Raw genomic sequence first — 26328 nt, forward strand, 5'->3', positions numbered from 1 at the left:
TCCTTGCGCATGCTGAGGCCGATGCGTTTGCGCGGTACGTCGACTTCGACGACGCGGACCTTGACCACGTCGCCGGCCTTGACCACCTCGTGTGGGTCCTTGACGAACTTGTCGGCCAGTTGCGAGACGTGCACCAGCCCATCCTGATGCACGCCGATATCGACGAACGCCCCGAAGGCGGCGACGTTGGTGACGGTGCCTTCCAGCAGCATGCCGGGCTTGAGGTGTTTGATATCGTCGACGCCCTCGGCAAAGGTCGCGGTCTTGAAGGCGGGGCGGGGGTCGCGGCCGGGTTTTTCGAGTTCGGCGAGGATGTCGCGCACCGTCGGCAGGCCGAAGCGGTCATCGACGAAGCGCTGCGGATCGAGGCCCGCGAGCGCCGACTTGTCGCCCATGATGCTGCGTAGGTCGCGGCCGCAGGCGGCGACGATCTGGCGGGCGACGCCATAGGCCTCAGGGTGCACCGAAGACGCATCGAGCGGCTCGGCGCCGCCGGTGATGCGCAGGAACCCGGCGCTCTGCTCGAAGGTGCGCTGGCCCAGCCGCGGCACTTCGAGCAGCGCCTTGCGCGAGCGGAACGGGCCATTGGCGTCGCGATGCGTGACGATGGCTTCGGCGACGGACGGGCCGAGGCCCGAGACCCGGGCGAGCAGCGGCGCCGAGGCGGTGTTGAGGTCGACGCCCACCGCGTTCACGGCGTCTTCGACCACGGCATCGAGCGAGCGGCCGAGCCGGTACTGGTCGAGATCGTGCTGATACTGGCCAACGCCGATCGCCTTGGGCTCGATCTTGACCAGTTCGGCAAGCGGGTCCTGCAGACGGCGGGCGATGGAGACGGCGCCGCGCAGCGACACGTCGAGATTGGGGAACTCGGCCGCAGCCAACTCGGAGGCCGAGTAAACCGAGGCGCCGGCCTCGGAGACGATGACCTTGGTCGGCTTCGGCGCGGGCAGGCGCTCGATCAGGTCGGCGACCAGCTTTTCGGTCTCGCGGCTGCCGGTGCCATTGCCGATGGCGATGAGCTCGACGCCGTGCTTTTTGATCAGCCCCTGAATGGCGGCCTGCGCGCCCATCACGTCGTTGCGGGGCGGGAAGGGGTAGATGGTTTCGGTGTCGAGCAGCTTGCCGGTGGCGTCGATGACCGCGACCTTGACGCCAGTGCGGATGCCGGGGTCGAGCCCCATGGTGGCGCGGGCACCGGCCGGGGCCGCCAGCAGCAGATCCTTGAGGTTGCGGGCGAAGACGCCGATGGCCTCGAGCTCGGCGCGCTCGCGCAGCTCGACCATCAGGTCGATGGAGAGCGAGAGGCGGAGGCGCGTGCGCCAGGCCCAGCCCGCCACGTCGCGGAGCCATTTGTCGCCCGCGCCTTGGCCTTGCGCATTGAGCGCGGCAGCAACGAAGCGCTCGACGGGCTTGACCGGGTCGGTGAGGTCGGCATCTACCTCGATTTCGAGGCTGAGGAACTCCTCGTCGCGGCCGCGCATCATGGCGAGGGCGCGGTGGCCGGCAACTTTGTTCCAGCGTTCGGAATGCTCGAAATAGTCGGAAAACTTGGCCCCGGCCTCTTCCTTGCCCTTCAGCACTTTGGCGCTGAGCATGGCTTTGTCGCGCATATAGGTGCGAAGCTGGCCAAGCAGGGCGGCGTTTTCCGACAGGCCCTCGATGACGATGTCGCGGGCGCCCTCGAGCGCCTCCTTGGTGCCGGGCACCTCGTCGGTGATGTAGCCCTCGGCGAGCAACAGGGGGTCGGCGCTGCGATTGGCGAGGATGGCTTCGGCGAGCGGGCCAAGGCCGCGTTCCCGCGCAATCTCGGCTTTGGTGCGGCGTTTGGGCTTGAACGGCAGATAGAGGTCCTCGAGCTCGGCCTTGGTTGCCGCGCCAGTGATAGAGGCGGTCAGCTCGACGGTGAGCTTGCCCTGTTCGTCGATCGATTTGAGGATCGCGGCGCGGCGGGCTTCCAGTTCGCGCAGATAGGTCAGCCGCTCGGCCAGGAGGCGCAACTGCGTGTCATCGAGCCCACCGGTCACTTCCTTGCGGTAGCGCGCGATGAACGGCACCGTGGCGCCGCCATCGAGCAGTTCCACGGCAGCCCGGACCTGGTCGGGGCGGGCAGCGACTTCGGTGGCGATCTGGGCGGCGATGCGGGTATCGAGCTGGGACATAGAGCTACTTGTTGGTTTGGCTGGCGCGACCATAGTCGCCTCCGGCCAGCGGTCACACCCAGTGCGGGACGATTTCCCTGAATTGTGAGAGCGGCGATGCGCCGCGCTTCGCTCGATGCCAGCCCGGCCCGCCGCCTACTCCTCGCCGTAAACCGGCAGATGCTCGGTTTCGGTCAGCAGCTAGAGCTGCTCCAGGAGCCAGCGACGGAACACCTTCACCCGAGGGAGCTCGCTTTTTGCCGCCGAGGTGACGAGGTAATAGGCACCCGGACCCGAAACTCGCACCGGAAAGGGTGAGACCAGGGCACCGTTTCGGATGTCGTCCTCGACGAGGAAGCTCGGAAGCAGCGCGACGCCGAGGCCCGCAATAGCTGCCTGGATCACCATGAAGAAGTGCTCAAGGCTCGGGCCCCATTGCAGGTGCGCAGGGTGGACCCCGACCGAGCGGAACCAGTGCTCCCAGCCATTGGGCCGCGTTGAATGGCGGATCAGCCGGTGGTTGAGCAGCGACTCGTAGCTGTCGATCGGGTACTCGCCCTCCATAAGGCGCGGGCTGCAGACCACGACGATATCCTCGCCCATCAGCGGGTCGCAGATCGCATCCGCCCAGTTGCCATGACCGAAGCGGATGGCGACGTCGATGCGCTCCTTGACGAAATCGAGGTCGCCGTCGGACGAAATGATGTTGAGCGCGATTTCCGGGTGCGCCTCCTGGAACGAGGGGAGGCGGGGCACCAGCCAGCGAGTGCCGAAGGTGGGCAGCATGCCGATCGACAACGTTCCCTTGCCGGCTTTTGATGAGATCAGCTCAACCGTGCCAGCCTCGATCAAGTCGAGGGAATCGCGCACCAGCTCGTTGTAGAAGCGGCCCTGGTCGGTGAGCTCGATGCGCCGACTCTGCCGGACGAACAGCGGCACCTGCAGGTATTCCTCGAGGCTGCGCACCAGACGACTGGCGGCGCTCTGCGTCACGTTCAGCTCCTCGGCGGCGCGCGTAAAACTGTTGTGACGCGCCACCGCCTCGAAGGTGCGGATGGCGTTCAAAGAGGGGAGCAAGCGGCCACGCACGGGTTTCACCCATTCATTCAAGTCATGGAAGCCAAATCTTTATGCGACTTGCGAGACCCCGCCAAGGGGCTAGCCTTTCAATCGATCGGCCCATTCCCTTCTGCAGGGCATCCACCACAAGGCAACAAGCATGATCCCCTTTCACATGGCGTTCGCCATCGACGACAAGGAAACGGCGCGGCACTTCTACGGCGACGTTATCGGTTGCGAGGTGGGGCGCGAGGCCGACAACTGGATCGACTTCGATTTCTTCGGCCACCAGATCTCGGCGCACCTCAACAAGGATCCGAAATCGACCGCCACCAGCAAGGTGGGCAATGACCTGGTGCCGCTGCATCACTTCGGCGCGGTGCTGCCGTGGGAGACCTGGAACGCCCTGATTTCTCGGCTCAAGGGTGAGAGGTACCCCTTCGTGATGGAGCCGAAAGTCCGCTTTGAAGGGCAGCCGGGCGAGCAGGGGACCTTCTTCCTCAAGGACCCGGCCGGTAACGCGCTGGAGTTTAAATCCTTCCGCAACCCCGATGCGATTTTCGAGCACTGAGACGGATGGCGATGAACAGTTTTGACATTGGGCGGGAGCTTACGGCCGTCACCACCGGGATCGACGCCTTTGAGCTTACTCAGCCGGACAGCCTGCTCAACGATGGCCTCGTGCCGATCTACCTGGGCCGCGGCAAGGTGGAGCAGAAGACCTACACGAACCGCGAGGCGATGAAGGCCGATCTCGACCGGCTCGAGGCCGATGTCGCGGAACTCGCTTCGGGCCCACGCCAGGTATTCCTTCAAGGCATGCTGAAATCACTGCGCGTGGCGGTGAAGATGGCCTCGGGGGCCAGCCCGTCATTCGAGGAAAAGGTGGCCGATCTCGTCGGCGCGCCTACCGGCCGCGAAGATCCGGCGGTGATCGAGGATGCGCGCGGCAAGCTCGACGGGCTGCTGCGAAAGTCGGGCTTCGTCACCGGCGGCCTCGGCGAGCGGGTCGCGGCGTGGGAAGAGGCCCGGGCAGTGCCAGCCGAGCAGGTCGAAACGGTGTTCCGCGAACTGATGGTCGAGGCGAAGGCCAAGACCGATGCGCTGATCTTCGACACCGGCGACTACGACATGAAGCTCAACCCGGTACGCGGCATGATGTACACCGCCCGCTGCAGCTTCGATGAAGGCAAGATGGACTTGAACTTCGACTTGAGCTTCACTCGCGCTGCGCTGAAGCATCTGGTCTGCCACGAAGTGTATCCCGGTCATTCGACCCAGCTGCTCTCGACCAAGGCTGCTTTCGAGGCGGGCGAGGCCCCGGCCGATGCGCTGCTCATCACCACCGACGCCATTACCGGTTGCGTGCAGGAAGGCATTGGCGACCAGGGCGCGCACCTCATCGATTTCATCGAGGATAGTGACGACGAAATCCATGTCGAACTGCGTCGTGTCCGCTCGGCGGCGCAGACCAGCGCGGCGTGGATGCTGATGGTGGAAGGCGTGCCCCACGAGGATGTCGCCAACTACCTCCGCACCACCGCGATGGGGCAGGAGGCCTGGGTGCAGGGCCGGCTCCGCATGGCGGCGCATCCGTTCCGGGGTCCGTTCATCTCGTCCTACTGGGCCGGCAACGAGTGCGTGCGCAAGGTGCGCGAGCGCGTCACCAAGGCCCAGTGGCCGAAATTCCTCGAGGCGCTTTACAGTCATGCCAACAGCCCGGCGAGCCTCTCCATGTTCCCGCAAACCGTCGTCGAGGCCCACTGAATGAAGTTCACCATCATCGGCTCGGGCGCAATCGGCGGGCTGGCCGGCGCGTATCTGCACAAGGCGGGGCACGACGTCACCTTCGTCGACCGCTGGAAGGAGCATGTCGATGCGCTGAATGAAAACGGCCTCAAGGTCGACGGCGTGCGCGGCGACATACATTTCGCTGGCGTGAAGGCGAAGACGCCGGACCAACTGTCCGGCGATCTGGGCGCGGTGCTGGTGGCAACCAAGTCGCAGCACACGCTGGAGGCCCTGAAGCAGATAATGCCGCTGCTCAATTCCGACAGCATCGTCGTTTCTTACCAGAACGGGTTCAACGAGCCGGACATGGTGGCACTGCTGAGCGAGGCCGGGTTGCCGGGCGACAAGATCGTCATCGGCTCCATTCCCAACTACGGCGGCGCGCTGGTCGATCCGGGCTATATCGAGTTCGTGCATGAGGGCCCGGTCCAACTGGGCGAGCTTTCGGGCGAGATGACGCCGCGGCTGCAGGCCGTCGGCGATGCGCTGTCGGCGCTGACCGAGGTGCAGTATTCCGACCATATCTGGGGACAGATCTGGGCCAAGGAGGTGTACTCCGCCCAAGTCGTGTTCTCGGCGCTGGCCGACGCCAAGATCCGTGACACGCTTGGGGTCGAGCGCTATGCGCGCATTGCAGGTGCAGTGGTGAAGGAAGCGCTCGAGATCGCCGATGCCAACGGCATCGACGTGCAGGCCTTCGACTTTTTCGACCCGGCCAACTACCGGGTGAAGACGGCGGCCGACACGCAAAAGCTGCTCGACAACGTCAACCACGCGATCTGGCTGCTGAAGAAAGACCAGGACACCAAGCCGGCCCACGACTTCAAGAAGAAGGGTTCAGGCATCTGGTGGGACATCGTGTATCGCAAGCGCCCATCCGAGACCCGCGCCTTTGCCGGCAAGCTGATCGAGTACGGCAAGAAGGCCGGCGCCGATACGCGGCTCAACGAGAAGATGACCTCGATGATCTACGAGATCGAGGACGGCAAGCGTGCCCTCGGCTTCCACAATTTCGATGAACTCGAGGCCTACGCGGCCTCGATCGGAAAGACCCTGCCATGACCACGAAACTCGGTGTTGGCCTCATCGGCACGCACACCTGGGCCGACAAGGCGCACCTCCCCGGCTACAAGGCGCATGAGCGTGTTGACCTCGTCGCGGTGTGCGACATCGATCCGGTCCGCGCCAAGGCGATGGGCGAGAAATATGGGGCGCGGAAGGTCTATTCAGATCCGGACCAGCTGATTGCCGACCCTGATGTGCAGATGGTGGATGTCTGCACTCCTACCCATACTCACCTGCCGCTCTCCCTCGCGGCGATCGGTGGTGGCAAGCACGTGCTCAGCGAAAAGCCGCTGCACACGCTGGCCGCCCCTGCCTTCGACGCCGCCAGCAAGGCAGACGCGGCGGGGGTGCGCACCAAGCTGGGGTTCACCTTCCGCTATTCGCCTGCCATCCGGCAGATCAAGCGCTGGATCGATGACGGCACGCTGGGCGAAATCTTCCACATCCACGGCTTCGAGCAAAATAGCCAATGGCTCGACCCCGACTTTCCGCTCCGCCAGGTGGCGCCGGATGCGGTGCGCGACAAGCTGATCCCATCTTCGATCATCGGCTACGGCTCGCACCTGATCGACTTGATGCGCTGGCTCGGCGGCGAGTTCAAATCCGTCGCCTCGACGATGAAGAACTTCATCCCCGACCGGGTAATCCGTGGCGAGCCCGGCCGGCAGCGCATCCTGATCGAGGATGGTGCGACGGCCATCGTGGAATACGCCAACGGCACGCAGGGCATGCTGCAGACAAGCTATATCGCAGTGGGTAATTACCCCGGTGTAGAGATCCGCGTCTATGGCAGCAAAGGAGCGGCAGTGGCGCGGCTGATCGACGAGTTCGGGGTGGCCGAGACGCTGAAGCTCGCCACTGCCGACGCGGTGGAATTCAAGCCGATCGAGATCACGCAGGATGCGCTGCCGCCGGGCACAACCCTGAACACGCCATGGCCCGAACTCTACTACCGCAACCTCGTGCGCTTCTTCGTCGACGAAATCCTCGAGGACCGGCCGCAGGAATGCACGTTCTACGACGGTGCCAAGAGTCAAGAAATCGTCGACGCGATCATCAAGGCGCACTATGAGCGCCGCTGGGTCGACCTGCCGGCTGCTACGGCATGACGAAGTACGATCCGTCGCTGGTCGACGACTTCCTCTCCCATCATTGGACCTGGCGGCCGGTCGACGCGACTTTCATGGGCGACAAGGCGCATGACGCGCTGCTGCCGCCGGTGGGTGACGACGTGATCGACGAGGAGCGTCGCAGCATCGCGGCGCTCCGCGAGCGGCTGCAGGACACGGCCATCCCCGACGATATCGGCAACCGGCTCGACCGGCGGATGATGCTGGCCGAACTCGCGGTGCAGGACATGGCCGCGGCGGAGAGGTCTCGGCTCCGCAACCCGGCCTGGTATTCGGGCGAGGCGGCGTTCGCGGTGATTTCTCTGCTCCTGCCGCAATCGGCGCCGGTCCGGCATGACGCGCTGATCGCGCGGCTCGGCGCCATCCCAGGCTTTCTCCATGCCGCTGCAGGAGGCCTGGCGCGCCGGCCGACGCCGGCCGGATGGGTCAATCGGGCGCGCCGCGAAGCCGCGGCGATGGCCGAGTTCCTCGCCGGCGACATCAAGCTGCACGAGGAGTTTGCCGATGACTGGGCGTCGCCCGCCCTTGCAGCAGCGGCGGCATTCACCGACTTCGCCACGGCGATCGCCGGCCTGCCCGACGCCGATCCGGCCTGCGGCGAGGTCTATCTCGCGCGGCTGTTCGAGACGCAGCACGGCTTGTCGATCAGGCCCGCCAGCGCGGTTGACCTGGCCGAGGCGTCGTTCGAGCGGCTGGGTGCGGAGCTCGAGGACATGGCCGCCGCCGTCGACCCGAACCGGACCTGGGAGGAGATCATCGCCGGGCTCAGCGCCGAGCATCCCGGCGACGCCGAGGCGGTGATCGACAGCTATATGCACTGGGACGTGCAAGCGGTGGTGGACGGCCACCGACTGGTGACGCCGGCGCAGGAATACGACCTCGACTATCGCTGGATGGCGCCGTGCTTTCGCAAGGTCAGCCAGTCGCTCTACTTCCTGTTCTACCGTTCGCCGCCGGGGCTGAAGCCGGGGGAGGGCTCGGTCTATTGGGTGACGCCGCCAGGCGAGAACATCGAGACCTTTCTCGCCAGCAACAACAGGGCGACGGTCAAGACCATTCACTCCGTGCATCACGGCAGCGTCGGGCATCACACGCAGAACACGCGCGCGCGGGCATCGGAATCGCGTCTGGCGCGGATCGCGGGCACCGACTGTGCGCTCGGCCTCGCCTTCCTCGGTTCGATCACGCTGATCGAGGGCTGGGCCTGCTACGTCGAGGACCTGCTGATGGAGGCGCCGGGCTTTTACAGCCCCGCCGAGGTCCTGCTGCTCAAGCAATACGAGCGCCGCAATGCGGCGAGCGTACTGGTCGATGTGCGGCTGCACACCGGTGAGTGGAGCATGGAGGAGGCGATGGCCTTCTACCGCGACAAGGCCGGTTTTGCGCCGGCCCGCGTCGAGGCCGAAGTCGTCCGCAACTCGATGATGCCGGGCTCGCGCGCCATGTACTGGCTGGGCGTCGAAGGCATCAGGGCGCTGCGCCGCCGCTGGAAAGGCGATACGCTCAGCTTCCACGATACGCTGCTCAGCTTCGGCCATGTGCCGCTGGCCTGGATCGGTGAGGAAATGCACCGTGCCGGCCTCCTCAACCCGGGACCCTCGATCCTATGACGGCTGTGCCGCTGCTCGACATTCGGGGCCTGGTCACCGAGTTTCGCACCGAGACCGGAGTGGTTCGCGCAGTGAAGGGCGTGGACCTCACGGTCAATGCCGGCGAGACCGTCGCGGTGGTCGGTGAATCGGGGTCGGGCAAGTCGGTTACGTCACTGTCGGTGATGCGGCTGATCCCCAAGGCGGTAGGCGGCATCGCAGCGGGAGAGGTGCTGTTCAAGGGCCGGGATGGCGTCGTGCGCGACTTGGCGCAGGAACCCGAGCTTGCCATGCGCAAGGTGCGTGGCAACGAGATCTCGATGATCTTCCAGGAGCCGATGACCAGCCTCAACCCGACCGTCAAGGTGGGCTCGCAGATCGCCGAGGCCGCACTGCTGCATCAGGGGCTGACGCAGAAGCAGGCCTGGGATCGGGCGGTCGAGATGCTGGCGCTGGTCGAAATCCCCGAACCGAAGCGGCGCGCCGACGTGTTTCCGCACCAGATGTCGGGCGGCATGCGGCAGCGGGTGATGATCGCCATGGCGCTCGCCTGCAACCCGGCGCTGCTGATCGCCGACGAACCGACGACGGCGCTGGACGTGACGGTGCAGTTGCAGATCCTGGAACTGATGCGGCGGCTGCAGCGTGAAATCGGCATGGGCATCCTGTTCATCACCCACAATCTCGGCGTCGTCGCCGAAATCGCCGACCGGGTGGCGGTGATGTATGGCGGCCGCATCGTCGAGAGCGCTTCGGTGACGCAGCTCTTCGACAAGCCGAGCCATCCCTATACGCGCGGGCTGCTGGCTTCGATGCCGGTGGTGGACCATGCGGCGCGGCTGCGCGGTGAAGTGCCGAGGCTGAAGGCCATTCCCGGCAGCGTCGTCGATCCGCGCCGGCCGCCGGCCGGTTGTGATTTCAACCCGCGCTGCGGCTGGGCGGTCGAACGCTGCCGTAGCGAAGTGCCGCCGGTCTTCGCCGTCAATCCGGGACACGGCTCGCGCTGCTTCCGCTGGAGCGAACTCGATGGCTGAGGCGCTGCTCAAGGTCACCGACCTCAAGGTGCATTTCCCCATCGGCAAGACGCTGCTGTCGCCGGGCCAGACGGTGCGCGCCGTCGACGGCGTGTCACTCGAAGTGCGGCGCGGCGAAGTGGTCGGCCTCGTCGGCGAAAGCGGTTCGGGCAAGACGACGCTCGGCCGCTCGGTGCTGCGATTGGTCGAGCCGACCGCCGGGTCGGTGACTTTCGACGGCGAGGAACTGACCGGCGTGCCGCCGCAGCGGATGAAGGCGCTGCGCAGCCGCATGCAGATCATCTTTCAGGACCCGTATGCCAGCCTTAACCCGCGCATGAGCGTGGGGCAGATCATCGGCGAAGCGCTGCTGCTGCATCATATCGGCACCGGCAAGGATCGGGGGCAGCGGGTCGGCGACCTGCTGCAGCAGGTCGGGCTGCCGCGCGAGGCGGCGGCGCGCTTCCCGCATGAGTTTTCCGGTGGGCAACGGCAGCGCATCGGCATCGCCCGGGCGCTCGCCGTGAACCCTGATTTCATCGTCGCCGATGAGCCGGTTTCAGCGCTCGACGTGTCGATCCAGGCCCAGATCATCAACCTGATCCAAGACCTGCGGCAGGCACTGGGGCTGTCGCTCCTCTTTATCGGGCACGACCTCAGCGTCATCGAGTTTCTGTGCGACCGCGTCGTCGTGCTGTACCTCGGCAAGGTGATGGAGACGGCAACCGCGGCCGATCTCTACGCCAACCCGCGCCACCCCTACACGCGCGCGCTGCTCGACGCGGCCCCGGTGCCTGATCCGCGGGTACGGCGCCAACGCATCACCCTCAAGGGCGACCTGCCGAGCCCGATCGCGCCGCCCTCGGGCTGCGTGTTCCGCACCCGCTGCCCGTTCGCGATCGAGGACTGCGCCAGGGCCATTCCACCCTTGGAAACCGTCGGAAGCGACCATTCCGTCGCCTGCATCCGCGCAGCAGAGCTTAACCTGACGGAATAGATCGGCAATTAATCGCGACAGGCGACGCGGCCGGACCAGTCCGGCTGTGTCGCCCGCATTTGCTCAATTACTGAGCATGTCGCCGGGTTTTTCGACCCGCTCACCGATGCGGCGATGCATGAGATGATTGCATGACAAAGCCGATAATTTCGGGCATTGCGTGCCGCGCTCGCGCCACCTCATGCTCCCTGTCATGAAACGGATATTTATCTCGTCGCGCGGCAATCCCGAGCACCTCGCCGGCCTGTTCCGGGCCGAGCTGCCGACCCATGAAGTGCTCACCGCGCAGCCGCAGCCAGGAGACGCTGCCGTGCAGTACATCGTTGTCGGCCGACCATCCCCGGGCGTCATCGCCTCGGTGCCTGGGCTCGAGCTGGTTGTCAGTCTCAACGCCGGTATCGAGCACCTGCTCAATTCGGGCGAAGTCCCGGATGGCCTCCCGATCGTCCGCCTCGTCGACGACGGCCTGGCGCTCGGCATGGCCGACTGGGTGCTGGCGCAGGCCCTGGCCTGGCACCGCAACATCCTCGTCTACAAGGACCTGCAGGCGGAAAAGCACTGGGCTCCGCAAGCCGAGAAGCTGGCCCGCGAGCGCAAGGTCACGGTGTTGGGCGCCGGGGCGCTTGGCATGCCCGTCGCGGAGCACTTCGTCCGCTTCGGCTTCGATACCCGCGTTTGGAGCCGCTCGGGCCGCGCCGTCGAGCACGCCAGGGCCTTTGCCGGCAAGGAGCAGCTGCTCGCTGCGGTCGAGGGCTCGGACATTCTCGTCAACCTGCTGCCGCTCACAGCGGAGACGGCGAACATCGTCGACAAGACCGTGCTGGGCGCGTTGGCCCATGGCGGCTTCTTCATCAACGGCGCCCGTGGCGCGCATGTGGTCGACGCCGACCTCATCGCGGCGCTCGATGCGGGCCAGCTCAGCGGCGCGGCGCTCGATGTGTTCCGCACCGAACCGCTCCCGGCGGACGATCCGCTGTGGAGCCATCCGAAGATCCTCGTCTCTCCGCACGTCGCGGCGCCCACCCATGCGCATACTGCGGTCAAGGAGATGGCGGAGAACATCCGGCGCTTCGAGCGCGGCGAAAGTCTGCCACATCTCGTAGACCGGACGCTAGGCTACTAACCAGACCCGTCCCCGTGAGGGGGCATCAAGGCACGAAGGACGCATCATGACGCTGAAACTGACCCGCCGCGCCACGCTCAAGGGCATGCTTGCCGGCACCGCCGCGTTTGCCACCATCGGGCTGCTGCCCGCATGGGCTCAGCAGAAGGGCGGCACGCTCACCGTCGGCCTCACCTATGAGATCGACACGATGAACGTCTACTCGACTGGTTTCCTCGGAGATGCCCAGGCGGCCGTGGTCGAGGGCCTGCTGGCGCCCGACAAGGACGCCAAATATGTGCCTGTGCTGGCCACCGAGGTGCCGACCATCGAGAATGGCGGCATTGTCGTCTCCGAGGACGGCAAGACGATGAAGATCACCTACAAGCTCCGTCCCGGGGTGACCTGGCATGACGGCAAGCCGTTCACCTCGGCCGACGTGAAGTACACCTGGGAAGCGGTGAAGGACGAAAAGTTCATCGCCGAGTCCAAGGACGGTTCAGCTGAAGTCGCGAGCATCGACACGCCGGACGAGCTGACCGCGGTGGTCAACTACAACACGATCCTGCCGACCTTCGCCTCGACGCTCTTCACCTTCGGCATCTTCCCCAAGCACCTGCTCGAAGGCACCGACCTCAACACCTCGTCCTACAACGAGACGCCGGTCGGCACCGGCCCGTTCAAGGTCACCGAGTTCCAGCGCGGCCAGTACGTGGTGACCGAGCGCTATGACGGCTACTGGAAGAAGGCCGAGAACGGCGATGCGCTGCCCTACCTCGACAAGCTCATCTTCAAGATGATCCCCGACACCAACACGCTGATCACCCAACTGAAGTCGGGTGAAGTGAACCTCGTGGTGCAGACCCCGTACAGCCAGGCCAAGCAGGTCGAGGGCATCGACGATATCGAGCTGATCAAGGGGCCGCTGCTCAGCTGGCAGCACCTCGATTTCAACTTCAAGCGCCCCTCGCTCGCCGATATCGCAGTGCGCAAGGCCATTGCCGCCGGTATCGACCGCAATGTGCTGATCAAGGCGCAGGGCGGTTTCCCGGAAGCCATCAAGTCCCCGGTCGTGCCGGTGTTCGAGTTCTACGACCCCAACACCCCGGAAGTGGCCTATGATCCGGCCGCTGCGGCGAAACTCCTCGACGATGCCGGCTACGTGGTCGGCGCCGACGGCATCCGCGCCAAGGGCGACGAGAAGCTGAGCTATACCTTCATGGTGCAGGCCGGCCGCGCCGACGACGAACTGGCACAGCAGGTGATCATCGCCCAGCTCAAGGCCATCGGCATCGAGGCGACGGCCGACAACAAGACCGGCGTGGCCTATCGCGAGGCCCGCTACAACGGCGGCTACGACCTGATCTATGGTCGCTGGATCACCTCGGCCGACCCGGTCTACTCGGTGTTCTGGGGCACGGGCGGCGCCAATAACGGCCAGTCCTACTCCAACCCCACCCTCGATGCGGCATTCCAGAAGTTCGAGAACACACTCGATCCCGCCGTCCGCAAGGACGCGGCGATCGAGTTCCAGAAGATTCTCGCCGAGGAGCTGCCGACGATCTCGCTGACCACCAACGTGGCGCTGATCGCCAAGACCAAGAAGCTCAAGAACTTCGTTCCGAACCCGACGAACATGACCAACTTCGTCGACACAGCCGCATGGTACATGGAATAACACCACCTGACCTGACCTCGCGCCCCCGGCTCAAGCCGGGGGCCATTTCTCTTCCGAGACTGGGGGCGGCATGAGTCTGGGCTACATCGTGCGCCGGTTGCTCGGCGCCATCCCCCTCCTGTTCGGCATCTCGCTGATCCTGTTCACCATCGTGCACCTCGCGCCTGGCGGGCCGCTCGACGTTTATGTCGACAACCCGTCCGTCTCGAAGGAAGCGCTCGACCAGATCGCGAAGGCCTATGGGCTCGACCAGCCCGTACCGGTGCAGTACGTGCTGTGGCTCAAATCGATGCTGGTGGGCGACTGGGGCTATTCCATCCGTACCGGACGGCCAGTGCTCAGCGAGATCGTGCTGCGCCTCGGGCCGACGATGGAGCTCGGCGGACTTGCGCTGCTACTTTCGCTGCTCATCGCCATCCCGCTCGGCATCATCAGCGCTTCGCGCCGCGGCTCCAAGCTGGACGGCACGCTAACGCTGGTGAGCTTTGCCGGCATCTCGACGCCGGTGTTCTGGCTGGCGCTGCTGCTGCAGCTGCTGTTCTCGGTGCACCTCGGCTGGCTGCCATCGGCCGGCTACAAGTCGATTGGTGACGGCTCCTTCCCCGATCGGCTGGCCCACATCGTCATGCCGGCGGCGGTGCTGTCGCTTGCCACCATCGCCAGCTGGAGCCGCTTTATCCGCTCCGGCATGGTCGATGTGCTGAATCAGGACTATATCCGCACCGCCTACGCCAAGGGGCGCGGCGAGCGCGGCGTGGTGTTCTTTCACGCCCTGCGCAATGCGCTGATCCCGGCGGTCACGGTCATCGCGGTGGATTTTGGCACGGTGATATCGGGTGCGGTGATCACCGAGACCGTATTCGCCTGGCCCGGCATCGGGCGGCTGTTCATGGAGAGCATGGACGGTCGCGATTATCCCATGCTGATGGGCCTGATGATGATGGGCTCGGTCGGCATCATCGTCGCCAATATCGTTGCCGATCTGACCTACGCGGCGCTCGACCCAAGGATCCGCTATGGTTGACAGCACGATCGAGGCCATCGCCACCACCCCGCCGCAGAGTTACGGCCGTCGTGCGCTGAAGCGCTTCCTGAAGCGGCCGATGGCGGTGCTGGGGCTGGCGTTCCTCGTACTACTGGCGCTGATCGTGATCTTCGGTCCGCTGATCTCTCCGTACTCTTTCGACGGGCAGGATTTCTCGCTGATCGGCTCGCCCGGTCCGATGACCGCCGAACATTGGCTTGGCACCGACGAGCTGGGCCGAGACGCGCTGACACGACTGATCTATGGTGGCCGCGTGTCGCTGGCGGTGGGCCTCGCCGGCGCCATCATTTCGACGCTGGTCGGCACGGTCGTCGGGGCTTTCGCCGGGTTCTATCGCGGCTGGACCGATACGCTGCTGATGCGTTTCACCGACGTGATGCTGTCGATCCCGACCCTGCCGCTGGTGCTGTTGCTGTCCGGACTGTTTCGCCCCGGCCCGGTGCTGCTCGTCGCCATTGTCGGCACGCTGATCTGGATGGGCACGGCGCGCCTGGTGCGCAGCCAGTTCATGGCGCTGCGCGAGCGTGAGTTCGTCGAGGCCGCACGGGCACTGGGGGCGGGCGGCTTCCGCCTGATGTTCCGACACATACTGCCCACCGCCATCGGCCCGATCACCGTAGCGGCCACCCTCGCGGTTGGCAGCGCCATCATGCTGGAATCGGCGCTGAGCTTTCTCGGCTTCGGCATCCAGCCGCCGGTGCCGACCTGGGGCAACCTGCTGAACTCGGCCAGCTCCTGGCTGTCGGTAGCGCCTTGGCTTGCCATACCGCCCGGCCTCTGCATCCTGTTCACGGTGCTCAGTGTCAACTTCCTCGGTGATGGCCTGCGCGACGCGCTGGAGCCGAAGGAATGAGCAACCCGTACATTGTCGACCAGGGTCCGAAGCCGCTCGCCAGCGGCAAGGCCGTGGCTTCGACGGGCAGTCCAATCGTCACTGAGGCCGTGCTGGAGATCCTCAAGGCCGGTGGTAACGCGGCCGATGCTGCGATCGCCGGCGCGCTGGTGCAGGCGGTGGTCGAGCCGCATCTCACCAGCCATGCCGGCATGGTGTCGTTCCTGTACTGGGACGCGGCGAACAACAATGCACATCAGCTCAATTCGCTCGGAACGCTGCCCGCTGACCTGCCGGCCTTCCGGCCGATCAACGGCGTCGGCGGCTGGGCGCGCGAAGGCGCACCCGGGCCGCAGGCGGCTATCCCCGGCTTCATGCCCGGCGTGGCCGAAATGCACCGCCGCTTCGGCACGCTGCCCTGGGCGCGACTGGTCGAGCCGGCCATCCACTGGGCCGAGCACGGCCACCCGGTCTCCTCGTTCGAATACGGCGTCAACGTCTTCGCCGCGCCGTTCTTAACTTGGTTCGAGGAAGGCCGAGAGGTGTTCATGCCCGCGGGCTATCTGACCCCGGTCGGCGCCACCATGCGCAACCCTAAGCTTGCCAAGACCCTGCACGCCCTCGCCGCCGAAGGGCCGGAACTATTCACCACGGGGCAATGGGCACGCGATTTCGTCGCCGCCGGCAATGCGCTCGGCTGGAACGTTCGCCTCGACCACATGACCGCCAATCCGCCCCGCTGGCAGGAACCACTGAGCTTTTCGCATCGCGGCCACGAGGTGATGAGCCTCGCGCCACCTGAGCGGCAAGCCGCCTTCTGCGCGCTGATCCTCGGGGTGCTTGATGAAGCCGGCATTGCCGACATGGAACCGTTCGGGGCCGAGTACCTGTTCTTCATGGGGCACGCGTTGCGGCTCGCCGAACACGCCTGCGGCTTCCTGCACGACCCCGAATTCTTCGGCCCCGCCGCCGAGACGCTGATGGATCGCGACTACCAGCGTTCGCTGGCGAAACTCATCCGTGCCAGCATGCCGAAGGTCGATCTCACCGATCACGTCAAGCTCACCGCCGGCCCAAGCGCCATGGCGGCTTCGGGCTGGAACAGCGCGAAGTCGAAGGCGCCGGTGGGCAGCTGCGAAATCTCCATCGTCGATGCTCAGGGCAACTGGCTGCAGATGATGAACACCGTACAGTCTGGCGGCATCCCCGGCATGGCGGTCGGCGGTGTCGCCATGATGGGCTCGCATGAGCAATCAAGCATGAACGCGCATTTTCAGAACTGGCGTGTCCCCGGCGCTCGCATGCGCAACATCCTCGGCAATACCTTCGTGCTGAAGGACGGAAAGCCCTGGCTGGCACTCGGCACGCCCGGCAACGTGTACGCCACCGTGGTGCAGATGCTGGTCAACATCCTCGACTTCGGGCTGGACCCACAGGCGGCATCCGATGCGCCGCGCATGCTGCCGCTTGAAGACGATTACGGCCTGACCGTCGAGAGCCGGCTGTCGCCCGAGGCGGTGCTGGGCATCACGGCGCTGGGACTGCACCTGAAGCCGATGCCGGCCTGGGATTGGAACATGGGTTCGTTCCAGATGTGCTGGCGTGACATCGGCGGCTCCTTGATGGCATCAGCGGACTTCAGACGAACTGGCGTCGCCGGCGCAACGCCCTGAACACGGGTTCTCGGCCCATTGGCCGGGCGGGGCAGCGCGGCCGCCCTGGTCCGCCAGGCGGTGCGCGCAGTGGCGCTGCATTTCGACCGCGGTGGCGATGCTACCGAGCCACTCGCCGCCGTCATCCTCACCTCGCTCGAAGTCAAAGCCATCCAGCAGCACGGCAGCACGCTGGGTCAGCCCGGCTCGGCCGCCGAAGTCGACGTCCACGCCGTGGCAATATTCGCCGCCGAACAGGGCTCGCAGTTGGCGGTGATCCGCGAAGGCGGCCGCATGCGGGCCGAACTCGCGTCCTTGCTGGATGCACGCAGGGCAGGGGCTGCGCATATGGCAGCCGGCGGCAGCGTGGCGGGGAAGTGCGCGCTGGCGCGGTTGCAGAGGAATCGTTGCACCTGCAACTGCAGCGGGTGCTGCGAAACGCTACAGTCCATACCCGGTGATGTTGGGGGATTGATGGTAGCGGAGGAGGGATTTGAACCCCCGACACACGGATTATGATTCCGCTGCTCTAACCAACTGAGCTACTCCGCCCCGAGGTGCGGGCGGTCAGGGACCACCGGCGGGGCGCTATGCGCGGCGCCTTCTTAGGTTTGGCAGGGGTGGGTGTCAAGCACGGTGGCGAGCGAATAGCGAGTAGCGAGGTAGCGCGTGGTTCTTTCTCTACTCGCTATTCGCTACTCGCTACCTCACTTAGCGACACCGACACTCGTCACCACCCCATCCGGCCCGACATTGCCGCGCCAGACGATGCGGTCGGCGGGCAGTTTCTCGCCGAAGCGCGGGGCGACCCAGCCGCCGGAGCCGGGGGAGTCGCCGCCGCGGGCCACGGCGATGGCGGGAGAGGGGAAGCGCAGCGTCAGCACGGGGACGCCGGCGCGCTGTACCCGCACCGTGTCGCCGTCGATCCGGGTGTCGAGGTCGGGCGCCAGCTGGAACGCCAGCTCGGCTTCCTCGGTGCCGCCGTTGAGCTTGTCGGTGATGGCGAAGCCATCGGGCGCGAGCGCGATACGCCGCTCGTGGGTGACGCCGAAGGCCTTTGCATAGCCGTCATGGCTGGCGCGCAGCGGGCCGAGCCAGAGCGGGCGTGCCTTGTCGGCCCAGTTGAAGGCCCCGGAGATGCGGCTCTGGTTGTGGCCGTAAAGGGTCAGCGTATTGTGCGCCGCGGTGCCGCGGAACCAGTCGCGCCAGGCGCCGCCCGAGCCATAGAGGTAAGTGCCGGGGTCGACCAGCACCGGCTGGCCGTCGAGCGCGAGGGTGACCGAGAGCGCGTCGGCATGGCCATGTGCGGCGATTGAGAGATAGCCGAGCGGGCCGTGGTCGAAGCTGAGCGTGGCGCTGTGCCCGTTGAGCGGCCCGCGCCACATGGTAAGGCCGCCATCGGAGAAGGTGGTGAGGCCTTCGGGCGGGGTGGAAACCGCCGATGGCTGGCCGAAAATGGCGCTGCGGAGGTCGCCCGGCGCCGGGGCGATGCCGGGGGCGCCGAGGAAGCCGGCGATGGCGCCGGCGATGGAGCGGGCATAGCCCGGCTCGCTAACGCCAAGCGTCAGCACCCGGCCTTCGTCATCATCACCCAATGCTGGAGCTGGCTCGCCAAGTGAATCAATAAAGCCGGCGAAGGCGCTGATCCGCTTGTTGAAACTTTCGGGGAAGGGCACGCCGGCGGCGCGCGCCGCGAAAGCACAGAGCAATGCCAGCTCGACGCTGAAGGCGGCATAGGTCTGGGTCTGCTCGGCGCCGCTGCCATCGGCGAGGATCTGCTTATTGATCTCGGCAATCAGCGTCGCGCGGGTCGCCGGCGGTTCGGCGCCATAGGCGAGGCCGATGAGGTATTCGCCGGCGAGCTCTGCCACCAGGTGGTTATTGGCCGAGGAGAATCTTGATGGAAAGCGCGGCAGCCAGAAGCGGCTGGCGGCGAGGATCTCGCTGATCATTCGTCTGGCGCCAGGGCTCAGGCTATCGCCGGCGAGGCTCGCGACGACGAGCAGGCTGATGGCGCGCAGCGCCACCTCGATGCCCGAGGCCCAGCCGACGCCACGGAACGGCGGGTTGGCGGCGTGCCAGCTGGCAATGGCGGCCTCGATGGCGGCAAGCGCCCGGGCGTTGTCGTTCAGCAGCAGGTCGGCGGCGAGCGGCACGAGCCACTGCAGCCGGTTGAGCTCCCAGACATATTTGATATCGCCGCGGCTGCCATCGTGGCGGAAATCGATCTCCAGCGCATAGGCCTCGGGGCCGGGCCAGGCGCCTGATGTGACCGGGTCGAAGCGCCAGAGGGTTGCGGGGAACAGCTCAGCCGGGTTGCGCGCTGGCCAGTCACGCCCGAGTGCGCTGAAACGGCCGGCCAGCGTCTTGGCTGCCGCGGCGGCGATGGCGGCGCGGGTGGCCTCGTCAGCATCGGCGAGGCGATCGCGCAGGCCGGGCAGGGTGGGAAGAGTCTGCCGCGCCGGGTAGCGGGCCCAGCCTTCGTGCCGCCCCTTCGAGGCGCGCTGCTTCACCGCCTCGCCGAGGCGGTGGACCACCTCGGCCGGCTCCATGCTGCGCAGTCGGTTGATGTACCAGCCGAGCCTCATCGGCGCTCCCAGCGTTTGACGTCTGATACACCATAGGCGGCGATTTCGGCGCGGGGGAAACCGCGCGATCGCCTCGTGCGGTTAACATCGGCCGGTTGAAGTGGAGCGGGCGATGACGACGATCTTGAGGGTGATGCTGATGCTGGTGCTGCTGGCGGGCAGTGCCGTGGCGGCCCCGCTGCCGCTGCAACGCGGGGTGAATATCCACGAGTGGCTCAACTGGTCGCCGCTGGACGATGAAGGTAACTATCGCTGGCCGCCTTATCGGTCGGTTGCCGAGTGGCTGGCGGGCGGGCGCTCGGCCGAGGACTGGCCGGCTACCGATCCGCTCGCCGATATCCGGGCGCTGGGCTTCGACTATGTGCGGCTGACTGTCGATCCGGGTCCGCTGCTGGCGAGCGAAGGCGACAGGCGACGGGAGGCGCTGGCGGTGCTGGCCGATGCGGTGCGCCAGCTGAATGCCGCCGATCTCAGGGTGGTGTTCAACCTCCACTCGGTGTCGCAGCTGCCGCAATACGGCATGGATGTGGTCAACGGGCCAGCCGGTTCCGAGGCCGTTGCCGGCTATAGCGCCATGGTGGCAGATGTGGCCCGCATGCTGGCGCCGCTCGGCGCCGGGCGGGTGGCGATCGAGCCCTATAACGAGCCGGCGCATTACCCCTGCGACGCCTCGGGCAGCGAGGATTGGCAGGAGATCATGACGGCGACGGTCGCGGCGATCCGCGCCGTCAGCAGCGAGCTCACCATTGTCGCCACCGGCGGCTGCGGCGGCAGCGTCACGGGCCTGACCGACATCAAACCCACGTTCGACGACCCGAACCTGCTCTACAGTTTCCACATGTACGAGCCGCACAGTTTTACCCACCAGCGCTCGGATATCGAGGGCGATTTTGCCTCGGGCCTGCCGTGGCCGGCGAGCGCGGGCTCGGCCGAGCTGACGGTCGAAATGCTGAAGGCGCATATGATGGCGGCGGGGCTCAGCGAGGCGGAGCAGGCGCGCAACCTTTCGGCTGTCGGCGGGGCAATCGAGGAGTATTTTGCCGAGGACTGGGGCGAGGCGCAGGTCACGGCCCGCATCGGCGAGGCAGTGGATTGGGCCGAGGCCAACGGCATCCCGTCGGAGCGGCTGTTCATGGGCGAGTTCGGGGCCATCCTGATGAGCGCCGATGGCCGGATGGGCGCCTTCAATGCCGACCGACTGCGCTACCTCACCGCGGTACGTGCGGCGGCCGAGGCGAACGGGATCCCGTGGGCGATCTGGGAATATGCCAACCCCTACGGGATGAGCGTCATCGCGCCGAGCGGGCCGGCCGTGCCGGACCGGGAGATGCTGGGGGCTTTGGGGTTGTAGGGGACGCGGCGGGCTGCCGCTAAAGCTGGCAGTCGGCGTTCCCTCCCCCGCAAGCGGGAGAGGGCGCCCGACTGCTAGATCCAGCTAATACTTCGAAATATCCAGCCGCTGGTCGATGAAGGCGCGCTTACCGGCGCGGCCGCCGGCCAGCCGTTCCACCTGTTCGGTGGTGAAGACGATCTTGCCGTGGGTGCGCCTGGTCAGGCCGTTGGCGACGCGCAGGGCGTCGGTTTCGCTGCCATCGGCGGTGGGGATGTAGCGGATGGTGCTGTGGCCCGGCCGATCCTGGAAGAACTGGTATTCCTCGATGCCCTCGAAATAGCGCGGGTTTTCCGGGGTGAAGTCGATGGTGACGACGCGGTTGCCATCGGCCGAGATCAGGAAATCCGGCTTGCGACGCGGGGTCAGCCGCTCGACCGTCAGGCGCTGGCCATTGCCGGAGGTGGGGGGCTCGACCAGGGTGGCGCGGTCCTCGGTGTCATAGCGCAGGAACGGCATGCTCATGCCGGTAAAGCCGGTGCCGAGCAGCCGGCCTTCGCGGCCGATTTCGGTGACCGGCTGGCCATCCTCGTCGACCAGCTCGGCCAGGCCGTAAAGCGGGTCGAACTGATAGAAGCCGTCGCTGCTGATCTCACGGGCGAACAGCACTTTTTCGCTGAGGCCATAGAAATTGGCGATCGGCACGTTGCCGAACACTTCGGTGATGATGCGGCGCTGATGCGGATAGAGCGGCTCGGAGATCGGCAGGATGCCCTTGAGCGGCCGCCTGGGCAGCCGGCCGATGCGGCACATGTGCCGGCACATCAGCTCGATCGCCGAGGGGTAGCCGTAGAGATATTCGAGCTCGTGCTTGTCGATCAGGTCGAGATAGTGACGCACGTCGTCATGCGTCATCGGGAACACCGACAGGCGCAGCTCGCGCAAAGCCGGCTCCCATTGCGAAATGCTGGTGCCCTTGGGATGGAGCCCAAAACCGCGCAAGACGATCTTGCCGGTCTGCTCCGTAAAGCCGATGCGGCTCCAGTTGTCGTAGACAAAGGCCATCTCGCGGGCGCTGCGGTCCTTGTCGAGATAGAAGGTGAAGGGCCGCTCGCCGTTCGAGCCGCTGGTATCGCCGCGGTCGGCCTCGCCGCGCGGCACGGTCAGCACCGCCTCACCGGCCAGCCGCAGCTCATCTTTGCGGAGGATCGGCAGGCGCTGGAGATCGCTGAGTTCAAAGCTGGAGGCGTCGAAGCTGCTGCCGAAGGCGCGTTCGATCAGCTCGCGATAGAACGGGCTCAGCGCGTGGGCGCGGCCGATAATGGCGCGCAGCGAAGCGAGGTGCTGCGCATCGGCGTAGGCGGGGTCGGCGCTGGCCAGAGCAATGCGCTCGCGCCACTTGCGGTAGCTGCCGCCGAACTTCAGCCTGGTCGGCACCAGTGAGATCAGCGGCGCCAGTGAGCGCCGCACCACTTCGGGGCTCCGCACATAGGCGCCGCGCGCCACATCCATCAGGCTCATCTGGTTTCCCCCTCGGCGCTACGCGCCGCATCCATCCGGCTCATCTTGGAGCCACGACCCTCAAAAGCTCATCCATTCGCCGGCGAGCTGATACTCGACCGGCTTCATCGTCTGCTTGAAACGCGTATAGCCGTCGCCGGGCTTCAGCCCACCGACGTCGAAAGTTCTGACGCCGCGGCGGTGCATTTCGCGGAGCACCTGCCACATCAGGAAATTGCCGGCATTGAGCTTGCGGCCCTCGGGGCCGAACCAGCCGATGTGATATTCGGCATGCGTGCCGAAGCGCACTACCGACATACCGGCGACCGGCGCGCCCTGGTGCAATAACTGGAACACCGAGACATCCTCGGGCGCGGTCTGGCGCAGGGCGCGCAGCAATTCCGGGCCGGCAGCGGCAAAGCCGCGCTCGGCCATGTTCTCGGCGTGGCGCGCCAGCATCCACTCATAGGTCGCGTCGTCCCCGGAGATGCGGAGCTCGGCGCCGGCCTTTTCGGCGTTGCGCACGCGATTGCGGAAACTGGAGGCGAGCCCGGCCCACAGCGCCTCTTCGCCGACGGTCAGATCGATGCGGCCCGATTGCCAGGAGCGGCGATGGCGCAGCCGGTAGCCGGCGCGGCGCAGCAACTGGTCGCTGTGCGGGCCGAAGCGGAGGGCAGGGGCGATGAGCAGCGGCGCGGTCCAGATGCGGCCCCAGTGGCGGCGAAGCGCGGCATAGACGCCGACGATCTCGGCTGCATCGGGGGTGGCGGCGAGGAAGAGGGGGCCGCGATTGACGCGGTTGACGAGGCGGAGGCCGAAGCGGCGAAGTTCCAGCACGGTGGCGATCGCCACCGGACGGCCGGCGTTCAGGAACACTACGCGCTTGATGGCCCACCCCTTCGCCGCCTTGCCTTCGCCATAGGCGAAGCCCTGTGGCAAGTGCGGGTCGGGGCATGAGGCGATCAGGCTATCCCACCGGGCTTTATCGGCCACAAGCTGGACGGTGATCACCTCCCTCGCGTCCCCGGTTTTCGCCGGGGAAACTTTGGTGACGGCGCTCAAGACGTCGTAGGTCATTTGCCGCTCCAAACGCGTCGACCTACCGTTCGCGGCGCGCTGGAAACGTGGTAGTCCCGGGCACGAAAACTGGGAACCAAAAGGTTACCTTAGTGTTAACGCGCGGCCCTTATCCACACCTCGCCCACAGCTTTGGCGTAGGGGGCGAGGTCGAGCCGCTCGCGGTGTAACCGCAAAGCGGCAGCCCCCAGTTTCTGGCGCAGTGGCTTGTCCTCGACGAGGCGGGTCAGCGCCGCCGCCAGCGCCTCGACATCGCCTACCGGCACCAGGAGGCCGGTCTCCTCATCCTTGACGATATCGGGCACCGCGCCGACCGGGGTCGCCACCACGGCGAGGCCCGAGGCCATGGCTTCGATGATCGACAGCGGCAGGTTCTCGGTGAACGAGGGCAGCACCAGGATATCGGCCGAGGCGATCAGCTCGGCGACCCGCGCGCCGTTCACCCAGCCGGGCAACTCGACGCGCTCGGCGAGGCCATATTCGGCGGCTTTGGCGCGCGCCGCCTCGACATGGCCGTCGCCGGCGATGGTGGCGCGCCAGTTGGGCAAATGCCGCATGCGGTGGAGCGCCTCGCCCAGCTGCGGCACGCCCTTGAGGTCGCCGATGCGGCCGAGAAACAGGATATGGGCCCGCTCGCCGCCGCCGACATGCGGGAGCGTCGGCTGCGCCGCGGCATTGGGCAGAACCACAATATTCTCAGTCACTTCCGGAGCGCGGCTGATGACGAAGTTGCGCCAAGTGTCGCCGAGGACAACGACCCGCGCGGCGCCTGCGAACATCTTTCGGATGTTGCGGCTCAGCGCGGTCTGGTCGCCCTTCCAGAAGTTCGGGTAATCCCCACCGTGCAGATGCAGCACGTAGGGGACGCCGAGCAGTCGGGCGAACCGGGCGATCTGGAGCTTGCGATAGGTGCTGCCGGCGCTGGCCAGGTTGATATGCACGACGTCGAGCCTGCCGGTGGCTTTCAGCCCGACCATGCGCAGCAGGAAGCCGCCGAGATAAAGCGGCGACAGCGCGATATGGCCGGGGCCGCGGGTGGCGCCGAAGCGCACGTTCAGCCCGGCGCCGCCCTGCCGCGCCAGCTCGTCGCGGAGGCCCCCCATCACCCGGTCGATACCGCCCTGGCCAGTGCCGCCCGAGGGGGTGGCGACCAGCACGTCGAGGGGTTTGATCTGGGTGTTGCGCTGCAGCATGCACGAGCCATAGCGCGCGCCGAAACCGGCGGGAAGCGAAGGCTCGCGTAAGGGTTTACGACCGGGGGCATTCGATACAATTGCCGGGATTCACCACCTGACGCCAAAGCGCTGTCAGGGCGGGGCCGGAAGGGTTAAGCGAAGGTGAAGATCACCCCCAGGGGGTGTTCGAAGAAGGTGACTGCCCGTGCTGCTGCGCTCGACCCTGATCTATGCCCCCGCCATCCTGCTGACGCGCCTGTCGGCGTTGCTCATGCTGGTCGTGGCGACGCGGCTGATCGACCAGACCGAGTATGGCCTCTTGACGCTCGTCGTCACCGTGGGCGAGCTCACCGATTCCGCCATCAGCAGCTGGCTGCGCATCGCGCTGCTGCGGCTTGGCGGCAAGGGCGAGATCAGCCATGGCAGCGTCAAGCTCGCGGCGCGTGTCCTGGTGGTGACGACGCTGCTGGGGCTCGTGGTCTCGGTCGCCGGCTCGGCGCTGGTGGCGCCGGAGCGCTGGGTCGAGTTCGCCATTGCCGTCGGCACCTACCTGAGCGTCGGCGCCCTCAGCCGCTTCGCGCTCACCCTGTTGCAGATGCAGCAGCGCCACGCGGCCTATTCGCTGCTTGAGTTCTTGCGTGCCGCGCTGCAACTGGCGCTGCCGATCGCGGCGATCTTGCTGATCCACGGCTCGTTTCTCGCGGTGTCGCTGGCCTCGAGCCTCGCCGTGCTGATCGCCGGCAGCGTCGCCCTGGTGCTCGCCAGTGGTCGCACCGTGGTCGGCCCATCCCGCTTCACTCATCGCGAGCTGTTCGCGCTCGGCATTCCGCTGATCGCCGTCGCCACCGTCAGCTTCGGGCTCAACGGCGCCGAGCGGGTGCTGCTCAAGCTCTATTATGATGCCGGGGCGGTCGCGGTGTTCGCCGCGGTCTATGCGCTGGCGCGGCAGCCGATCGACACCATTTCCAACGCCATCAATATGGGGGCCTTCCCCGAGCTGGTGAGCCGGTTCGACACCGAGGGCTCGGCAGCCGCCGGCCGGTTCCTGACCCATCAGATGGCGTTGATGGCCCGGCTCACCTTCCCGGTGGTCGCCCTGCTGATGGCGCTCTCGACCGAGATCGGCGGCCTGCTGCTGCCGCAGAGCTACCACCAGAACCTCGGCGTGCTGTTCCCGCTCATCGCGCTCAGCGTGCTGTTCTCGAATTTCAGCAGCTTCGTGTACGAAAACGTCTTTCACGCCCACAAGAAGCCGTGGCTGCAGATGGTGGCGCTGGTGCCCGGCTCGGTGGCGACCATCGCGCTGTCGCTGCTCTTGATCCCCGCCTATGCCGAGATCGGCGCGGCGCTGGCGCTCGCCGGCGGCATGCTGGTCGGCCTCTGCGCCGCCGCGGCAGGCAGCCACCGGCTCACCCCGGTGCCGATCCCCTATGCGGAGCTTGGGATTTCCGTCGCCGTGGCCGCCGCAACTGGCGTCAGCGCCTGGACCGCCAGTGCGCTGCTGGGCGACAGCTGGCCGGTGTTCAAGCTCATGGCGGGCTGGATGGCGTTCGGGCTGGTGTTC

Annotated in this window: 21 protein-coding genes and 1 tRNA gene; 14 read left to right on the forward strand and 8 right to left on the reverse strand. The window is 66.3% G+C overall.

Translation table 11 applies throughout. The features are described from left to right. Both VW23_RS22930 and gcvA read right to left on the reverse strand, forming a co-directional pair. Window positions 1-2162, reverse strand: a 2162-nt coding sequence (locus VW23_RS22930) for a Tex family protein (RefSeq protein WP_069911814.1), incomplete at its 3' end; no start/stop codon positions are given. Window positions 2163-2342: 180 nt separating this feature from the next. Then, the gene (gene gcvA, locus VW23_RS22935; RefSeq protein ID WP_176730469.1) at window positions 2343-3218 is read right to left on the reverse strand and encodes a transcriptional regulator GcvA; all 876 of its coding nucleotides are present in this window, start codon (window positions 3216-3218) and stop codon (window positions 2343-2345) included. A 142-nt stretch (window positions 3219-3360) separates the two neighbouring features. Here gcvA and VW23_RS22940 point away from each other — a divergent pair, with 142 nt between their 5' ends. From VW23_RS22940 to VW23_RS22995, 12 genes are all read left to right on the forward strand, one after another. After that, the gene (locus tag VW23_RS22940; RefSeq protein WP_069911815.1) at window positions 3361-3771 is read left to right on the forward strand and encodes a VOC family protein; all 411 of its coding nucleotides are present in this window, start codon (window positions 3361-3363) and stop codon (window positions 3769-3771) included. Window positions 3772-3782: 11 nt separating this feature from the next. Beyond that, complete coding sequence (locus VW23_RS22945) at window positions 3783-4967, forward strand: hypothetical protein (RefSeq protein WP_201788085.1); 1185 nt, start codon at window positions 3783-3785, stop codon at window positions 4965-4967. Continuing rightward, window positions 4968-6053 (forward strand): ketopantoate reductase family protein, encoded by a 1086-nt coding sequence (locus VW23_RS22950; protein WP_069911817.1) that lies wholly within the window; start codon window positions 4968-4970, stop codon window positions 6051-6053. It abuts the gene before it with no gap. After that, the gene (locus VW23_RS22955) at window positions 6050-7165 is read left to right on the forward strand and encodes a Gfo/Idh/MocA family protein (protein WP_069911818.1); all 1116 of its coding nucleotides are present in this window, start codon (window positions 6050-6052) and stop codon (window positions 7163-7165) included. The genes VW23_RS22950 and VW23_RS22955 overlap by 4 nt, the downstream gene beginning before the upstream one ends. Next, window positions 7162-8796, forward strand: a complete 1635-nt coding sequence (locus VW23_RS22960) for a DUF885 family protein (RefSeq protein WP_069911819.1) — start codon at window positions 7162-7164, stop codon at window positions 8794-8796. Before VW23_RS22955 ends, VW23_RS22960 begins: the two co-directional genes overlap by 4 nt. Continuing rightward, window positions 8793-9809, forward strand: a complete 1017-nt coding sequence (locus tag VW23_RS22965) for an ABC transporter ATP-binding protein (protein ID WP_069911820.1) — start codon at window positions 8793-8795, stop codon at window positions 9807-9809. The genes VW23_RS22960 and VW23_RS22965 overlap by 4 nt, the downstream gene beginning before the upstream one ends. Continuing rightward, window positions 9802-10785: an ABC transporter ATP-binding protein gene (locus tag VW23_RS22970; RefSeq protein ID WP_069911821.1), complete on the forward strand. Its 984-nt coding sequence runs from the start codon at window positions 9802-9804 to the stop codon at window positions 10783-10785. The genes VW23_RS22965 and VW23_RS22970 overlap by 8 nt, the downstream gene beginning before the upstream one ends. A gap of 193 nt (window positions 10786-10978) precedes the next feature. Then, a complete protein-coding gene (locus tag VW23_RS22975; RefSeq protein WP_069911831.1) occupies window positions 10979-11908 on the forward strand; it encodes a 2-hydroxyacid dehydrogenase in 930 nt (309 codons plus the stop codon). Window positions 11909-11954: 46 nt separating this feature from the next. Continuing rightward, entirely contained in the window at window positions 11955-13565 is a 1611-nt protein-coding gene (locus VW23_RS22980) for a peptide ABC transporter substrate-binding protein (RefSeq protein WP_084646406.1), read from the forward strand. Between the two features lie 70 nt (window positions 13566-13635). After that, window positions 13636-14589 carry an ABC transporter permease gene (locus tag VW23_RS22985; protein ID WP_069911822.1) on the forward strand — a complete coding sequence of 318 codons (954 nt, stop codon included), beginning with the start codon at window positions 13636-13638 and terminating at the stop codon, window positions 14587-14589. After that, window positions 14582-15463, forward strand: a complete 882-nt coding sequence (locus tag VW23_RS22990; protein WP_069911823.1) for an ABC transporter permease — start codon at window positions 14582-14584, stop codon at window positions 15461-15463. The genes VW23_RS22985 and VW23_RS22990 overlap by 8 nt, the downstream gene beginning before the upstream one ends. Beyond that, window positions 15460-17115, forward strand: coding sequence for a gamma-glutamyltransferase (locus VW23_RS22995; RefSeq protein ID WP_069911824.1), 1656 nt, complete (start codon window positions 15460-15462; stop codon window positions 17113-17115). Before VW23_RS22990 ends, VW23_RS22995 begins: the two co-directional genes overlap by 4 nt. Here the strand turns inward: VW23_RS22995 and VW23_RS28710 are convergent. From VW23_RS28710 to VW23_RS23005, 3 genes are all read right to left on the reverse strand, one after another. Continuing rightward, window positions 17071-17442, reverse strand: a complete 372-nt coding sequence (locus VW23_RS28710; protein WP_141728458.1) for a hypothetical protein — start codon at window positions 17440-17442, stop codon at window positions 17071-17073. The genes VW23_RS22995 and VW23_RS28710 overlap by 45 nt on opposite strands. Before the next feature lie 127 nt (window positions 17443-17569). Further along, a tRNA-Met gene (locus VW23_RS23000) sits at window positions 17570-17646 on the reverse strand. A 155-nt stretch (window positions 17647-17801) separates the two neighbouring features. Next, window positions 17802-19682, reverse strand: a complete 1881-nt coding sequence (locus VW23_RS23005) for a heparinase II/III family protein (RefSeq protein ID WP_069911825.1) — start codon at window positions 19680-19682, stop codon at window positions 17802-17804. A 112-nt stretch (window positions 19683-19794) separates the two neighbouring features. On the opposite strand from VW23_RS23005, the gene VW23_RS23010 reads away from it, so the two are divergent. Next, a complete protein-coding gene (locus VW23_RS23010; RefSeq protein WP_069911826.1) occupies window positions 19795-21033 on the forward strand; it encodes a glycoside hydrolase family 5 protein in 1239 nt (412 codons plus the stop codon). Window positions 21034-21117: 84 nt separating this feature from the next. On the opposite strand, the gene VW23_RS23015 is transcribed toward VW23_RS23010, so the two are convergent. The 3 genes from VW23_RS23015 to VW23_RS23025 form a co-directional block, all read right to left on the reverse strand. Beyond that, the gene (locus tag VW23_RS23015) at window positions 21118-22533 is read right to left on the reverse strand and encodes a phenylacetate--CoA ligase family protein (RefSeq protein WP_069911827.1); all 1416 of its coding nucleotides are present in this window, start codon (window positions 22531-22533) and stop codon (window positions 21118-21120) included. Window positions 22534-22593: 60 nt separating this feature from the next. After that, window positions 22594-23589, reverse strand: a complete 996-nt coding sequence (locus VW23_RS23020; protein WP_069911828.1) for a lipid II:glycine glycyltransferase FemX — start codon at window positions 23587-23589, stop codon at window positions 22594-22596. A gap of 95 nt (window positions 23590-23684) precedes the next feature. Next, window positions 23685-24782, reverse strand: coding sequence for a glycosyltransferase family 4 protein (locus VW23_RS23025; protein ID WP_084646407.1), 1098 nt, complete (start codon window positions 24780-24782; stop codon window positions 23685-23687). 187 nt (window positions 24783-24969) lie between these two features. Between VW23_RS23025 and VW23_RS23030 the strand changes: the two genes are divergently transcribed. After that, window positions 24970-26328, forward strand: a 1359-nt coding sequence (locus VW23_RS23030; protein WP_069911829.1) for a lipopolysaccharide biosynthesis protein, incomplete at its 3' end; no start/stop codon positions are given.

Origin of the sequence: Devosia insulae DS-56, from assembly GCF_000970465.2 — a bacterium.
Lineage (GTDB): Bacteria > Pseudomonadota > Alphaproteobacteria > Rhizobiales > Devosiaceae > Devosia_A > Devosia_A insulae.